General features: G+C 64.5%; 12 protein-coding genes. 7 read left to right on the forward strand and 5 right to left on the reverse strand.

Going from position 1 to position 14,698, the window contains the following annotated elements:
• Window positions 1-26: 26 nt before the first annotated feature.
• The 4 genes from H3H39_RS06870 to H3H39_RS06885 all read right to left on the reverse strand — a co-directional run bounded on the left by H3H39_RS06870 (window position 27) and on the right by H3H39_RS06885 (window position 3,177).
• A complete protein-coding gene (locus H3H39_RS06870) occupies window positions 27-377 on the reverse strand; it encodes an HVO_A0114 family putative DNA-binding protein (protein WP_229217915.1) in 351 nt (116 codons plus the stop codon).
• Complete coding sequence (locus H3H39_RS06875) at window positions 355-651, reverse strand: toxin-antitoxin system TumE family protein (RefSeq protein WP_182152637.1); 297 nt, start codon at window positions 649-651, stop codon at window positions 355-357. Before H3H39_RS06875 ends, H3H39_RS06870 begins: the two co-directional genes overlap by 23 nt.
• Window positions 652-708: 57 nt before the next feature.
• Entirely contained in the window at window positions 709-2,391 is a 1,683-nt protein-coding gene (locus H3H39_RS06880) for a methyl-accepting chemotaxis protein (protein WP_182152638.1), read from the reverse strand.
• Between the two features lie 207 nt (window positions 2,392-2,598).
• Entirely contained in the window at window positions 2,599-3,177 is a 579-nt protein-coding gene (locus tag H3H39_RS06885) for a transglutaminase-like domain-containing protein (RefSeq protein WP_182152639.1), read from the reverse strand.
• 130 nt (window positions 3,178-3,307) lie between these two features.
• Here H3H39_RS06885 and H3H39_RS06890 point away from each other — a divergent pair, with 130 nt between their 5' ends.
• The 7 genes from H3H39_RS06890 (at window position 3,308) to H3H39_RS06920 (ending at window position 12,378) form a co-directional block, all read left to right on the forward strand.
• On the forward strand, window positions 3,308-4,057 hold the full coding sequence (locus H3H39_RS06890) for a TetR/AcrR family transcriptional regulator (RefSeq protein ID WP_182152640.1): 750 nt from the start codon (window positions 3,308-3,310) through the stop codon (window positions 4,055-4,057).
• Between the two features lie 105 nt (window positions 4,058-4,162).
• The gene (locus H3H39_RS06895) at window positions 4,163-4,543 is read left to right on the forward strand and encodes a c-type cytochrome (protein WP_182152641.1); all 381 of its coding nucleotides are present in this window, start codon (window positions 4,163-4,165) and stop codon (window positions 4,541-4,543) included.
• Window positions 4,540-5,946, forward strand: coding sequence for a D-arabinono-1,4-lactone oxidase (locus H3H39_RS06900; RefSeq protein WP_182152642.1), 1,407 nt, complete (start codon window positions 4,540-4,542; stop codon window positions 5,944-5,946). The genes H3H39_RS06895 and H3H39_RS06900 overlap by 4 nt, the downstream gene beginning before the upstream one ends.
• A 1-nt stretch (window position 5,947) precedes the next feature.
• Window positions 5,948-7,219, forward strand: a complete 1,272-nt coding sequence (locus tag H3H39_RS06905; protein WP_182152643.1) for an alanine racemase — start codon at window positions 5,948-5,950, stop codon at window positions 7,217-7,219.
• 132 nt (window positions 7,220-7,351) lie between these two features.
• Window positions 7,352-9,868 carry a TonB-dependent receptor gene (locus tag H3H39_RS06910; RefSeq protein ID WP_182152644.1) on the forward strand — a complete coding sequence of 839 codons (2,517 nt, stop codon included), beginning with the start codon at window positions 7,352-7,354 and terminating at the stop codon, window positions 9,866-9,868.
• Window positions 9,869-10,212: 344 nt separating this feature from the next.
• A complete protein-coding gene (locus tag H3H39_RS06915) occupies window positions 10,213-11,355 on the forward strand; it encodes an ABC transporter substrate-binding protein (protein ID WP_182152645.1) in 1,143 nt (380 codons plus the stop codon).
• Between the two features lie 243 nt (window positions 11,356-11,598).
• Window positions 11,599-12,378: a substrate-binding periplasmic protein gene (locus tag H3H39_RS06920; protein ID WP_182152646.1), complete on the forward strand. Its 780-nt coding sequence runs from the start codon at window positions 11,599-11,601 to the stop codon at window positions 12,376-12,378.
• A 237-nt stretch (window positions 12,379-12,615) separates the two neighbouring features.
• Here H3H39_RS06920 and H3H39_RS06925 read toward each other — a convergent pair whose 3' ends face one another.
• Window positions 12,616-14,604: an SDR family oxidoreductase gene (locus H3H39_RS06925; RefSeq protein ID WP_182152647.1), complete on the reverse strand. Its 1,989-nt coding sequence runs from the start codon at window positions 14,602-14,604 to the stop codon at window positions 12,616-12,618.
• Between the last annotated feature and the right edge of the window lie 94 nt (window positions 14,605-14,698).

Below are 14,698 nucleotides of genomic sequence, written 5' to 3' on the forward strand. Positions count from 1 at the left end.
GTCTGGCCGGCAGTGCCGGGGAGGGGTTATGCGGCTTGCAGCAGGAATTCCACTTTCACGGCGTCATAGGGGAAGATGATGCCGCCGCCCGGTCCATGTTCGAGCACGCCGGCATGCAGCAGGGCGGTAACGTCGCCATGAACGGCCTTGACGTCGCGTTCGGCACGGCGCGCCGCTTCTCGAATTGAAACCTCCCCGGCGCCGCACAGAATCTTCAGCAATTGCCAGCGCCTGGCGGTCAATACTTGCCACAACAGTTCCGGCGCGGCGAAACTGATGCGGGTGCCGCGTTGCGGCTTGCCCGTATTCCATGCGGTGGTGAAGTCGGCCATGGCGTCGGGCCTGGCGCGCACATCAAGAACGACGGTCTTCATCATTCCACCTCGCTATATCGTGCTGAAAGTCGGCGACCAGCTGTTCCGGGGTGCTGAACGCATAGTCGTATTGCTTACCACGCCAGTGCCGATGGTCGCCTTTGCCGGATTCGTTATCGTATCGTAATACGCATTTTCCGCGAACAACAAAGGCCAGCCGGTATTTGAAGTGATAGGCCGAACCTTGCATGGCTACAGGCAGGCGCCACAGCACCATCTCCGCGAACCGATCAGTGGCGATGACGATACGGGTTCGCGAGATCAGCGTCGCCTTCATGTCGGAAAGGCTAACAACTGCTTAGGGTGTTGTCAATCTTTCCAACATGTCTCGAGATCAGAACTCTTCCCACTCGCTGGCGGCGGCGGCCTTGGCGGGCTGGCGCGCGGCCGGCGCAGGCTTGGGTGCCGGCACCAGTGCGGATGCTGCCGGCGCGGCCGGTGCCGCGCGGCGCGGTGCGGCCGATGCCTGGCGCGCCATGTCGATGGTGAACGCGCTCACCGCTTGCGCCAGGTCGCTGGCCTGGTCCTGCATGTTCTGCGAGGCGGCCGCCGTCTGTTCCACCAGCGCCGCGTTCTGCTGCGTGCCCTGATCCATCTGCGCCACCGCCTCATGCACTTGGGCGATGCCGGAATTCTGCTCCGCCGTGGCCGAGCTGATTTCGGCCACGATGTCCGACACTTGCTGCACGCTCGTCACCACCTGGCCCATGGTGGTGCCGGCCTGTTCCACCAGGCGGGTGCCGCTGTCCACTTTTTCCACCGAATCGTCGATCAGCACCTTGATTTCCTTGGCCGCCGCCGCCGAGCGCTGGGCCAGGCTGCGCACTTCGCCCGCCACCACGGCGAAACCGCGGCCCTGTTCGCCGGCGCGGGCCGCTTCCACGGCCGCGTTCAGGGCCAGGATGTTGGTCTGGAAGGCGATGCCGTCGATCACGCTGATGATGTCGACGATCTTGCGCGACGATTCATTGATCGAGCCCATGGTGACGATCACCTGTTCCACCACGCCGCCGCCATCGGCCGCCACTTGCGAGGCCGATTGGGCCAGCTGGTTGGCCTGGCGCGCGTTGTCGGCGTTCTGGCTGACGGTGGAACGCAACTGGTCCATGCAGGACGCCGTTTCTTCCAGCGCGGCCGCTTGCTGGGCCGTGCGTGAGGCCAGGTCGGCCGTGCCTTCGGCGATCTGCTGCGACGCCAGTTGCACCGCGTCGGCCGAGCTGCGGGCCGTGCCCACCACGCCGGCGATCTGGCGCAGCAAACCGTTGAACGCGTGCGCCGTGTGGCCGATTTCGTCCATCCGTTCGATCCGCACCTGGTGGGTCAGGTCGAGCGACTGGCTGACCTGTTCCAGCGTACCGCGGATATTACCGAGGCTGGCGTTGATGATGCGGTACAACTGCAGGGCCAGCACGGCCGTCACCAGCAGGCCGGCCGCCGTCACCGTGATCAGCAGGCGCACGGCGCTGGTGTAGGCCGCGTCGCTGCTGTTGCGCACTTCCTCGATCAGTTTCTTGTTGAAGGCGATGTGTTCGTCCAGCCCTTTCTTGACGCCGGCCGCCGACAGCGCCAGCGGCGTGCCGGCCAGCAGCGTGGCGCGCACGCCGTCCATGTCGCCCGCGTGCGAGGCCGCCAGGAACGGTACCAGCGCCTGGCGGTAGGCCGCCATATTGGCCTTGTCGGCCTCCAGCAGCTTGCGGTCGGCGTCGTCGTACAGGTGCTCTTTTTCGTAGGTGGCGATCACCTCGTCGAACTTGGCGTGGGCATCGTTGTAGGTCTTGTCGAGCGCCGATTTGTCGTCCAGGTTGGAGAACACGGACAGGCGGTAGCCGGCCAGGCGGCTGTCGGCCAGCGCGCCCTTGGCGTTGTTCAAGCCTTCGATGCTGGGGATCAGGCGGGCCTGGACCATGTCGAGGCGCTGCTGTGCGGCGGACAGTTGCCACAGCCCATTGGCGCCTACGAAGATCAGGGCCAGCAGGGCCACCGACAGAGTCAGGATAAGACGCTTGGAGATAGTCATGGGGAGGTGTGTTTCTTCAGGTTAGGGAGGGTCGTGCGGGGATGCCGGGCGGACGCTGCCAGGAGGATAAGTATTGCAGAATTACATTTGTTGGTGCAAGTTTAATTGCACTGCAATAGCGGACAACGCAACGGTCGGGCAAGCATGGGGTGTGCCCGACCGAAATCCTGTCCTGGACAGGGCTTGCATGGCGGCAAGCTTGCCCGTTCAGCCGAGCAGTGCCACGTCCGGCAGGTTGGCCAGCACCTGGTCGTAGGTGGGGTAGGTTTCCAGCGCGTGGATGACGACGGGCAGCGGTTCCACCCAGATTTCCGGTAAATCGCGCTCCATGGGCGGGCGCACGGCGAAGGCCAGCACCTCGGTGGGCGGCGAAAACCGGGCGGTGACGCCGGGCTTGTTGCCGCGCGCGTCCACGCGGTACCAGCCGAACTGCGGCAGGTGGATGGCGTTCAAACCGTGCAGGCAATAAGGCCCGCCGTCCGTGCCCACCGTCAGGCGCTGGTAGCACAGCCCGGCCGGGATGCCGTTGGCGCGCAGCAGGGCGGCCAGCAGGTGGCTCTTGGCGTAGCAATAGCCGGTCGCATGGCGCAGCACGTCGGACGCCTTGCACGTGACGGGGTTGAGTTTGTAATCGGAACTATGGCGGATCTCGTCGCGCACGAATTCGAAGCAGCGCTGCGCCACGTCCAGCGGCGTGGCCGCGCCCTCGGCGAGCGCGGCGGCCTTGGCGGCCACTTCCGGATGGTCAAAATCGATGTACTTGCTGGCGGCGAGATAGTTTTGCATGAAATGACAAGTTGAAGGTAATGCCAACAATCATACATGGACTCGTGCAGGATTGTTGGCGCTGACCCCGCCGGGGCATTTATACTGGCGAGCCTGACTCCGCCGCAGCATCGCATCCGAACTGACTACCATGACCAAAGCCGCCACCGCCTCTCAGCCAGCCGTGCCCGTACCTGCGGCGCCCACGGCGCCGGCGCGTGCGCGGGTGGCGCGCGCAGGATCCGCTCGCGCGTCCGACCGGGGCGGGCGCACGCGCGAGCAGATCCTGCGCGCCACGCTGGAGATCATCGCGGCCCATGGCCTGTCCGGCGTGAGCCACCGCGCCATCGCGGCCAAGGCCGATGTGCGGCTGTCGCTCACCAGCTATCACTTCGGTTCGCTGGAGGATTTGCTGGAGGCGGCGTTCGATGCCTATCACGCCCACACGGAATTGCGCCGCACGGAACTGGTGGCCCGGGTCGACCAGCAGATGGGGCAGTTGCCCACCCAGCTGACGCCGGCCGTGTTGACGGCCATCGCCGACACCATGTCCGATACGCTGGCGGCCTACATCCATGCCGGCGTGCGCGAGCACCGTACCGACCTGGCCGTGGAGTGCAGCTTCCTGTTCGCGTGGAATCTGTCGCCCACCTTGCGCCACAAGGTCGACCAGCACAGCAAGGGCCTGGTGCAACTGGCCGCCCGCGTGTTCGCCCGGTTGGACAGTCGGGCGCCGGAAGTGGATAGCGCCGTGCTGCTGGCCACCATACGCCAGCTGGAATTCACCCAGGTCTCCACCGGCGTGGTGAGTCCCGTGGCCGACATCAAACTGTCGCTGTTCCGCCTGCTGTTGGGCCTGCTGCTGGCGCGCGACACCATGCCGCCCGCCGCACCCGTCTGATTTTTTCCTGAGCTGATTTGACAACACATCGGTTGACACTGGTTTTAAACAATGTAAATATTGGACGACTGTCCAATTTTTGTGTTGTTCAATACCGGAGCATGGATGCGGAATCAAAAGTCAACCAAGTCGCTGGCCTGCCTGGCGGCGCTGCTGGCCACGCTGCCTGCGCTGCTGGGCCAGGCCGGCGCGGCGGAGCTGAACGCGCGCCAGTCCCAGCTGCTGGCCGCTAACTGCCTGCAATGCCATGCGCGCGCGGGCGTGGGCGCACCGCAAGCGGGCGACGCGGAGGCCTGGAAAAAGTACACGGCCAAGGGCGAGCCGGCCATGCTGGTCAACGTGGTGCAGGGCACGGGCGGCATGCCGCCGCTCGGTTATTGCAGCGCCTGCACCGAGGCGGATTTCCGCGCGCTGATCCGTTTCATGGCCAAGCTGGCGCCACCGGCCGCGGCCAGTGCTGGGAACGCGTCGGGAGCGCCCAAATGAAGCGCCGCACCTTCCTGCAGGCGGCCGCCGGCGCGGGTGTGGCGGCGACGGGCTTGCTGACTGGCTGCGGGCGCAGCGACGCCGTGCCGCAAAGTCCCGTTGAATTCGTGCCCGGCAAAGCCCTGCCGTGGATGAACTGGTCCGGCAACCAAAGCTGCACGCCAGCCTGGCGCGCGGCCCCGGCCAGCGAGGCGGAACTGGTCAATGTGCTGGTGCGTGCCAAGGGCGTGGTGCGCGCCGTGGGTGCCAGCCATTCCTTCAGCGCCGTGGTGCCGACGGATGGCACGCTGGTCGCCACCGACCTGCTGAGCGGCCTGGTGGCGCATGACCCGGCCACGCTGCGCGCGGAAATCCGCGCCGGCACCCGCATGCATGCGCTGGGCGCCATGCTGCACGGCGTGGGCCAGTCGGTGCCCAATATGCCGGACATGGATTACCCGGCCATGGGCGGCGCCATCGTCAACTCCGTGCACGGCACGGGGCAACGCTTCGGTTCCATGTCCTCGTGCGTGACGGCGCTCACGCTGGCCACGCCGTCCGGCCAGTTGATCGACTGTTCGGCCGAGCGCAACGCGGAAGTGTTCCATGCGGCCCGCACTTCGGTCGGCGCGCTGGGCATCATCTCGCGCATGACCTTGCAGAATGTGGCGCCGTTCCGGCTGGTCGAGACGACGAAAATCGAAACCACCGAGGACGTGCTGGCCGAGATCGCCAAGCGCTGCGCCATGCACCGCAATTTCGAATTCATGCCGCTGCCCCATTCCTCGCTGTGCGTGACCATCGCCACCGACGAGGCGGGCCCGCACGACACCCCGGCCGGCGAGGACGATCCGCAAGCCGTCAAGTCGCTGCGTACGCTGTGGCAGGCCGTGGGCTGGATGCCGGGCATGGGCGAGGCGGCCTACGACAAGCTGCTCACCACCTTCATGGCGGGCGAGGGCACACAGGTGCGGGTGGGGCAGTCCTACGACGTGTTCCCGCATGTGCGCGTGGTGCGTTTCCGGGAGATGGAGTACACGGTGCCGGCCGAGGCGGGACCGGACTGTGTGCGCGAGATCCTGCGCACCATCCGCGAGCGGCGTTTGCCGATCGCGTTCCCGCTCGAATACCGTTACGTGAAGGGGGACGATATCTGGCTCTCCATGTTCGAAGGCCGCGATGGCTGCTCGATCTCGGTGCACCAGTATGGCGACACCGACCACCGCGCCTATTTCGCCGAGATCGAACCGATCTTCTGGAAGTACGGCGGCCGGCCCCACTGGGGCAAGATCCACACGCTCGATGCGGCGCGGCTGGCGGCGCTCTATCCGCGCCACTGGCAGGACTTCCACACGGTGCGGCGCAGCCTCGATCCGCAAGGCCGCATGTTGAACCCGCACCTGAAACATATCTTCGGAGCCTGAGATGGTCACACGCCGTACCTTCCTGGCGGCCGGTGGCGCCGCCGCCGTGGCCGCCACCGCCATCGCCCGGCCGCATGATGAAGGCGGGCCATACCCGGCCTATTTCGCCGCCATGAACCGCACGCTGCGCGCGCAGCGCATCGACCGTCCGGTGCTGGTGGTCGACCTGGATAGGCTGGACCGCAACATCGCCCGTGTGCGCCAGTCGGCCGCCGTGGCGCCGGCCAAGACCTACCGCATCGTCGTCAAGTCGCTGCCCAGTCCGGGGCTGATCGACTACGTGGCCAAGGCCGCCGGCACCAATGCCTTCATGGTGTTCCACCGTCCCTTCCTGAGCGCGATGACGGTGCTGCGGCCGGATGCCGATATCCTGCTGGGCAAGCCGATGCCGGTGGATGCGGTGCGCCATTTCTACGCCGACTTGCAAGGCGCCTTCAAGCCCGAGCGCCAGTTGCAATGGCTGATCGACACCAACGCGCGGCTGGCCCAATATCAGCGCCTGGCGCGCGAACTGGGTGTGAAGATGCGCATCAATTTCGAGCTGGACGTGGGCCTGCACCGGGGCGGCTTCGATGATCACGCCGCGCTGGCCCAGGCATTGGCCACCATCGCGGCCGATCCGCAGCACCTGGAGTTCGCCGGCTTCATGGGATACGACGCACACCTGATGGGCTTACCGGATTTTCTGGCCGAGCGCGAATTCCCCAAGGTGCGGGCGCGCTACCAGGCTGCCCTCGATGTGCTCAAGGCCACGCAACCGGCCATGGCGGCCAAGCCCCTTTGCCTGAACGGCGCGGGTAGCCCCACCTTCCGCCGCTACGAAGGCGACGCGCTGTTGAACGACATTTCGGCCGGCACCTGTTTGATGAAACCCAGTCATTACGACTTGCCGATACTGGCTCAATTCGAACCGGCGGCCTACATCGCCACGCCCGTGCTCAAGCGGCTGGCGCATACCCGGCTGCCGTCGCTGGAGTGGACCGCGCCGCTGCTGGAAGGGTGGAATCCGAATATGGCGCAGACCTATTTCATCTACAGCGGCAACTGGCTGGCCGAGCCGGAGGCGCCACCGGGACTGCATCCCCATTTCGCCTACGTCAGCTCGAACCAGCAGGGCTTGAACGGTTCGGCCAAAGTGCCGCTGGAGGTGGACGATTTCGTGTTCCTGCGTCCGCTCCAGAGCGAAGCGGTGCTGCTGCAGTTCGGCGACTTGCTGGCCCTGCGCGGCGACAAGGTGGCGGCCCGCTGGCCGGTGCTGAGCGCGGGGCTGTAGCGCAAGGGATCGTTTCAACCACGGGCATTTGACAGCCAGGTATTCAACCGCCGCCATCGATCAAGAGCGGCGATGCCAGCAAAGATAACAACGACAACAACAACGACAACAACGATACCAACGGAGACCAGTATGCAGAATCGCAATCCTTGGGCAGCCGCCCGTTCCCCATCGTCCGCTGCGCGGGCGCGTCCACTGGCGCTGGCCATCTGGCGCGCGCTGCTGGGCGGCGCATTCGCGGCAGGCGCCTTGCTCGATCCGGCCATGGCGGCCGAAGCGGGCGGCGCGCAACCGGGCGCTCCCTCCGCTCAGGGGGCACAAGGCGAGGACGCCGCCATCGGCATCGTCACCATCACGGCGCAAAGCCGCACCCAGGCCGCGCAGGCCGTGCCGATCGCCATGCAGCTGATTAGCGCCGATCAGATCGGCAAACTGGCCGCGCCCAACCTGTCGGGCATGAACGGCTACATTCCCGGCCTGGCCGTGGACGCGGAACAGCCCACCCAGCCCAAGTACGCGATGCGCGGCATCGGCACCAGCGACTTCGGCATCGGCACCGATTCGCCGGTCGGCGTGTATGTGGATGGCGTCTACACGGGCAAGACGGGCGGCGCGCTGATGAACTTCAACGACACCCAGCGCGTCGAGGTGTTGAAAGGGCCGCAGGGCACACTGTTCGGCCGCAACAGCGCGGGCGGCGCCATTTCCGTCATCACGCGCGAACCGTCGCAGGAGCGCGCGGGCGAGGTGCATCTGCGCGCGGGCAACCACGGTCTGGCCTACATGGACGGCCTGCTGAACGTGCCGCTGAACGATACGATGGCGTTGCGCGTGACGGTGGTGGACCAGTACAGCAAGGGCTGGCTGCGTGACGCGGGCACGGGCGAACGCCTGAACGGCAACAGCGACTGGGGCACGCGCGCCACGCTGCGCTGGAATGCGCCGGAGCAGACCAAGGTGCTGCTGTCGTGGGAACATGAGAAGCTGGATCAGAAGGCGCGTCCCGCCATCGGCCTGGTGGCCTTGCCGGCCGCGCCGGGCGTGCCCACGGTGCCGGTCAATCCGCAAGCGTATCTGGACCCGCGCACGGCGCCCGTCTACAACGACGCCATCGGCAACGCCGAGGCGCGCGATTTCGATGGCGTGACCTTGCGCGTCGAGCGTCCGTTCGGCTGGGGTACCTTTAATTCCACCACGGCCTACCGCCACTTCAAGTCGCGCAATCTGGAGGACAGTGACGGCACCAACCGCGTCAACACCCACCTCGACACCATCAACTACGAGAGCAACGGCAGCTGGCAGCAGGAGTTCAAACTGTCCGGCAAGACGGCGCTGGTGGACTGGGTGGGGGGCGCCAGCTTCTATTACGAGAACGCGCACCAGACCAGCCAGATCGGCATGAACACGGACACGCTGGACACCGTGTTCGGCAACCTGGCCGGCATGCCTGTCTACACGCTGCTGGACGGCGCGGCGCAGCAATTCGGCATCCCGGCCAAATTCTTCGGCAACAGCTGGCAGGAGAGCATGAGCAACCGCAGCCAGTCCAAGGCTTACGCGCTGTTCGCCGACACCATCTGGCACGTGGCGCCGAAAACCAACCTGACGGCCGGTGTGCGCCTGACGCACGACGACAAGCGCTTCTCGTGGTACAGCCCGAACCGCAGCGCGCCGGGGCTGGACGCCACGCTGGCGGCCCTGAACGCGCAAGGCTTCTTCCCCGGCCTGGTGCAGGCGGGCGCGCTGACGCCGGATCAGTTGCAGCAAGTGATGGGCGCGCTGACGCAGAACATCGAGTTCAACAATCCGGCCGCCGCCGATGGGGCATTCACTGCCCACAAGGGGTGGACCGACGTGAGTCCACGCGTGGTGCTGGACTACAAGCTGACGCCGGCCGTGATGGTGTACGGCGCCGTCACCAAGGGCTATCAGGCCGGCGGCTACAACGCGCTGGCCGTGGCGGGCAAGTACGAGCCGGAGACGATCTGGAATTACGAGGCGGGGTTCAAGAGCTATTTCCGCGAGCAGCACTTGCTGGTCAACGCGTCACTGTTCCACTACAAGTTTTCCAACCTGCAGTCACTCAGCCTGATCGGCAACACGGGTTCGGCCATCCCCAGCTACCAGGTCAGCAGCAGCAACCAGGTGGCCACCGGGCTCGACGCGGAAGCGCGCTGGCAGGCCACGCGTGATCTGCGGCTCACTTTCTCGTCCGAGTACATCAACCAGAAGTACCAGCATTTCGTCACGGGCGATGGCGTGGACCTGAGCGACCAGCCGGTGGGCGCGCCCTTGTGGTCGGCGGCGGGCGGCATCGATTACACGTGGCGTAACGCGTTCGGCGGCACGGTCAACGTGAGCGCGCAGCATGCCTACACGGGTGCCACGCGCTGCAACGCGGACGCGCTGCAAGGCGCCTGTCTGCGCACGCCCGCGTTCACGGTGGGTGCGGCGCGCCAGCGCAGCGATTTGCGGCTGGGCTGGGAGGCCGACAGCGGCAACTGGGGTGTGGCGCTGTTCGTCAACAACGTGTTCGACAAGCGCTATGTGCACCGGATCGACAACACCTCGGCCGGCATCATGGGCACGCCATTCGCGACCGTCTCCGAACCGCGCCGGATCGGGGTGGAGTTGCGCGCCAGCTTGTAAGGCGAGAAGAGGCGGCTGCTCGGCGGCCGCCGCCATCCAACCGCATTGACGGTTTCCTGCCTTGGAGTTGCGCGGCGCAGTTCGCCCCCTCCAACTCACGACACGCCGCTTCCCAGCGGCGTGTTCACGTCATCACGGCAGTCGACGTCTCGTTCAATACGGTACGGCGTAGACGCCGATAAAACAACGGAAAATTAATCAATAGAAAATTAGTGCGCGCCTATCGCGGTATTTGTCCGATCAGCGCGCAAGCGGCTCGCATCACACTCTCTTTCGAAGTTCGCTGACCTAGAATCAATCAAGCGATTCCCATCGGCATGTCGCGCTAACCAAGGAGAGACCATTTGACCCCCACGCTTATCCGCCGCAGCCTGTTTGCCTTCGGTCTATGCCTGGCCGGCGCCGCGCTGGCCGCCGAGCCCATCAAGATCGCCACCATCGTCGAGCTGAGCGGCTCCGGCGCCACGGCCGGCACCAATTTCAAGAACGGCATGGACCTGGCGATCAAGGAAATCAACGCCGCCGGCGGCGTGCTGGGCCGGCCGATACTATCGGCCTCCATGGACAGCCAGTCCAGCCCGGCCATGGCCAGGAGCCTGACGCTGAAAGCCATCGACCAGGATGTGTTCACCGTCTTCGGCCCGGTGTTTTCCGGCTCCATCCTGGCCAGCATGGGGGAGACGCGGCGCGCGGAAATCCCCAACTTCACCGGCGGCGAGGCGGCCAACATCACGCAGCAGGGCAATCCCTACATCTTCCGCACCAGCTTCACCCAGGCCGCCGCCATCCCCAAGGTGGCGCGTTACATCAGCCGCATCGCCGGCATCAAGAACCTGGCCGTCCTCTACGTCAACAACGATTTCGGCCGGGGCGGCCATGAGGTCTTGCTGAAGGCGCTCAACCCGGCCAAGACCAATGTGGTGGCCGATATCGCTATCGAACCCGGCCAGGGCGATTTCTCCGCCGCCGTGCTCAAGGTCAAGCAAAGCAATGCGGACGGCGTGTTCGTCTACGTCAACGACGACGAATCGGCGCGTGCGCTGCGCGAATTGCGCAAGCAGGGCTGGAGCAAGCCGGTCATCGGTGAAACCACGCTGATCGGCCAGAAGGTGGTTGACCAGGCTGGAGAAGCGGCCAATGGCGCCGTGGCGCATGTCGGCCTGACGGTCGGTGCGCCCAATCCCGGCGTGCAGGCGTTCCGCGCCAGGTTCGAGAAGGAATACAAATACATGCCCGACCATAACTGCATGAAGGGCTATTCCGGCGTCTTCGTGTTCAAGGCGGCGATCGAGAAAGTGGGTAAGCTGGACCGCAAGGCGGTGGCGGCGGCGCTGCACGGCTTGAAACTCAAGGTGGCCCAGCAGCCCGGCATCCTGATGGACGTCGAATACAACGACAAGGGCGACTTGAATCGCGAAAGCTATATGGTCGAAGTCAAGCACGGCAAGCAGGAGGTCGTGCTGACCTTGCCCATGATCTCGGAATAATCATCCCGCCTGGGATCACAAGAAAGAAAACTGCCTGATCCGCGGTGTTCCAAGGCACCGCCTGAGTTCCGGCCAGCCCCGACCTGGTGTCGCCATGTCTGTTTTCAGTATCGGCGATAAAATGAACGGTGCGCATAGCTGGATTCCACCCTTGAGTTCTAATACAAGAGGCGTCCATGAAAACAAGTCTATGATAATTGCAACCTCCCTGGAGCATGACGGATGCGGATTCGTGGTTTACTGATGATACTGGCGACGTGCTGGGCCCAGGCCACGGCCGCCAAGCTCCAGGCGGATTGCCCCAAGGTAGTGGTGTCCGCTGATCCCGACTATCCACCGCTGCACTGGTACGACGGCAAGGAATTGCGCGGCCCCAGTATCGAGCTCGCCACGCATATCCTGGCCGACCTGAAGATCCCGTATGAAGTGCGCTATGTCGGTCCGTGGAAGCGGGTGCTGGCCAATGCCGCGATCGGCAAGATCGACCTGGTGGCGACCCTGAAAATCCAGCCGGAGCGCGAACGCTACCTGGATTTTGTGCGCACGCCGGCATTCCCCAATCCGGTGGCGGTATTTGTTCCGCGCGAGCGCGCCTTCGTCTTCAATACCTGGCAGGACCTGGCCAGCCACAAGGGCGGCATCGCGCTGGGCAATACCTTCGGCCAGGAATTTTCGGAGTTTGCCGCCGCCCATTTGCGGCTGGAGGAATCCGGCACGGCGGACAGCAACTTCCGCAAGCTGGGCCTGGGCCGCATCGACTATTTCGTGGTCGGCCTGTTCGCTGGCGAAGCCTGGCTGGCCCGCCATGGCCGCAGCGCGCAGATTGTGGCGATACGTCCTTTCCTGGCGGATGACAAGAACTACTACGCCTTCTCCAAGTACAGCCCCTGCACCCGCTATCTCGATGCGTTTGAAGCGCGGCTCAAGGAGCTGGTAGCCAACAAGACCAACATCGCCATGCTGAACGCCAGCCTGCAAGGCTTCGATATCAAGCTCGACAGCACAACGCTGGGCCACAGATAGCCCAGGAAGGGAGTGAGACCATTGGCCTATTGCGGCAGCGCGAGCTTGTGGCTGGCAGGCATTTCAGGTACGCCGCCCAGCGCCATATAGCTGTCAGTGTTTGACGGTGCTTGCTGTTCACGTGGCGACGATAGCACGGTGGATATCGCATGTTCCCGGGCTTGATCAATACTGCGTGCCGATAAAAAACGCCGGCCCACCGCTGGTGCCGGCGTTTCTGTTAAACCCTGCCGCGACTTAGAAGTGCACCCCGCGCAGCAGTTGTTGCATGGCGATCTGTTCGGACGACAGTTGCGGCGCCTTTTTGCCGTCGCCGCCTTTGGCCGCGTCGGAATCAGGGAACATGCGGAAGGTCGTGTTGAGCACGATCTGCGCCACGCGCGGCATCAGCGCGTGCAGCACCTGGCCGAAGATGCCGACCCGGGTGGCGATGCGCACCGGCTTGTAGACGATGGCCTGGCCGATCATGTCGGCCGCTTCGTCCGGCGACAGGGTGGGCACGTTCTGGTAGATCTTGGTCGGCGCGATCATCGGCGTGCGTACCAGCGGCATGTTGATGGTCGTGAACTTGATACCCACGTCCGACAGTTCGGACGAGGCGCAGCGGGTCCACGCTTCCAGCGCCGCCTTCGAAGCTACATAGGCCGAGAAACGGGGCGCGTTGGTCAGCACGCCGATCGAGGAGATGTTGATGATATGGCCGCTCTTCTTGGCGATCATCGATGGCAGCAGGCCCATGGTCAAACGCAGGCAGCCGAAGTAGTTGAGCTGCATGGTGCGTTCGAAATCGTGGAAGCGGTCGTAGCTCGATTCGATGGCGCGCCGGATGGAACGGCCAGCGTTGTTGACCAGCACATCCACGCCGCCGTGGTTCTCGATCAGCAGTTGCACGAAGCGGTCGCAATCGGCCATGTCGGCCACGTCGGCCTGGTAGGTGATCAGTGCATGGCCGCGCGCTTCCACTTCCGCCTTGGCTTCGGCCAGCTTGTCCAGGTCGCGGCCGCAGATGATGGTGATGGCGCCTGCCTCGGCCAGCTTGTGTGCGGTGGCCAGGCCGATGCCGGATGAGCCGCCCGTCACCAGCACCACCTTGCCGGCCACCTGGCCGCGCAAGGTGTGGTCGATCTGCAGGGCCGGGTCCAGGTTGCGTTCCCAGTAATCCCAGATCGGCGCGGCGTAGCTGTCCAGCGGCGGGCAGCTGATGCCGCTGCCTTTCAGGGCGGCGGCCGCGTCGCGGTTGTCGAAGCGGGTAGGGTAGTTGATGAAGCGCATCAGATCGTCCGGGAAGCCCAGGTCCTTCATGATGGCGGCGCGCAGGCGGCGCACCGGCGTCAGCGCGAACACGCCCTTGCGGATCGAGCTCGGGATGAAGCCGAACAGGGCCGCGTTGATGCGCAGGCTCATGGTGGGCGCGTGCGCGGCGCGGCAGAAGGTGTTGAGCACTTCGCCCACACGCTTGGGATCGGGGTCGGTCAGGTGGAAGGCGCGGCCGTCCAGCTTGGGCAGGTGGGAGATGTGGTCCATCGCGTTGACCACATAGTCGACCGGGACGATGTTGATGCGGCCGCCTTCGAGGCCGATGGTGGGCATCCACGGCGGCAGCAACTGGCGGATGCGCTGGATCAGTTTGAAGAAGTAGTAGGGGCCGTCGATCTTGTCCATCTCGCCCGTCTTGGAATCGCCCACCACCATGCCGGGACGGTACACGCGCCATGGCGTCTTGCATTCGTCGCGCACGATTTTTTCCGACTCATGCTTGGAGGCGAAGTAGGGATGGTCCAGTCCTTCAGCCTCGTCGAACATGTCCTCGCGGAAGATGCCTTCGAACATGCCGGCGGCCGCGATGGAGCTCACATGGTGGAAGGTGCCGGCCTGGATCGCGTTGGCGAACTCGACCGTGTTGCGGGTGCCGCCGATGTTGGTGGCCATTTCTTCTTCTGGATCGGCCGCCATGTCGTAGATGGCCGCCAGATGGTAGAAATGATCGATATTTTTCGCCAGATCCTTGATTTCTTCCTTGGACACGCCCAGCTTGGGTTTGCGCAGATCACCATATACCGGGATGGCACGGGTCTTGGTCGTGCCCCAATATTCGAGCAGGTCGGGCAGCTTGTCACGGCTGCTTTCCCGCATCAGGAAATAGACGACACTGCCTTTGCGCGCCAGCAGCTTCTTTACCAACCGTTTGCCGATGAATCCAGTTGCCCCTGTTACAAAATACTGCATTCGACTTCTCCTTTTGTGTTTTTGGTAACCCGCTGCAGCATCATTACAGGCCCGCTTATGATTGGCAAGTGCCGTGTTTTAAGGGCGAGACACA

Source organism: Rugamonas apoptosis (assembly GCF_014042355.1).
GTDB classification, from domain to species: domain Bacteria; phylum Pseudomonadota; class Gammaproteobacteria; order Burkholderiales; family Burkholderiaceae_D; genus Rugamonas; species Rugamonas apoptosis.

What these genes read in the sequence shown, in the direction of transcription:
- H3H39_RS06880 (WP_182152638.1), bottom strand. Translation starts at nt 2,391, where the DNA reads ATGACTATCTCCAAGCGTCTTATCCTGACTCTGTCGGTGGCCCTGCTG.
- H3H39_RS06905 (WP_182152643.1), top strand. Translation starts at nt 5,948, where the DNA reads ATGGTCACACGCCGTACCTTCCTGGCGGCCGGTGGCGCCGCCGCCGTG.
- H3H39_RS06900 (WP_182152642.1), top strand. Translation starts at nt 4,540, where the DNA reads ATGAAGCGCCGCACCTTCCTGCAGGCGGCCGCCGGCGCGGGTGTGGCG.
- H3H39_RS06890 (WP_182152640.1), top strand. Translation starts at nt 3,308, where the DNA reads ATGACCAAAGCCGCCACCGCCTCTCAGCCAGCCGTGCCCGTACCTGCG.
- H3H39_RS06925 (WP_182152647.1), bottom strand. Translation starts at nt 14,604, where the DNA reads ATGCAGTATTTTGTAACAGGGGCAACTGGATTCATCGGCAAACGGTTG.
- H3H39_RS06920 (WP_182152646.1), top strand. Translation starts at nt 11,599, where the DNA reads ATGATACTGGCGACGTGCTGGGCCCAGGCCACGGCCGCCAAGCTCCAG.
- H3H39_RS06910 (WP_182152644.1), top strand. Translation starts at nt 7,352, where the DNA reads ATGCAGAATCGCAATCCTTGGGCAGCCGCCCGTTCCCCATCGTCCGCT.
- H3H39_RS06870 (WP_229217915.1), bottom strand. Translation starts at nt 377, where the DNA reads ATGATGAAGACCGTCGTTCTTGATGTGCGCGCCAGGCCCGACGCCATG.
- H3H39_RS06895 (WP_182152641.1), top strand. Translation starts at nt 4,163, where the DNA reads ATGCGGAATCAAAAGTCAACCAAGTCGCTGGCCTGCCTGGCGGCGCTG.
- H3H39_RS06885 (WP_182152639.1), bottom strand. Translation starts at nt 3,177, where the DNA reads ATGCAAAACTATCTCGCCGCCAGCAAGTACATCGATTTTGACCATCCG.
- H3H39_RS06875 (WP_182152637.1), bottom strand. Translation starts at nt 651, where the DNA reads ATGAAGGCGACGCTGATCTCGCGAACCCGTATCGTCATCGCCACTGAT.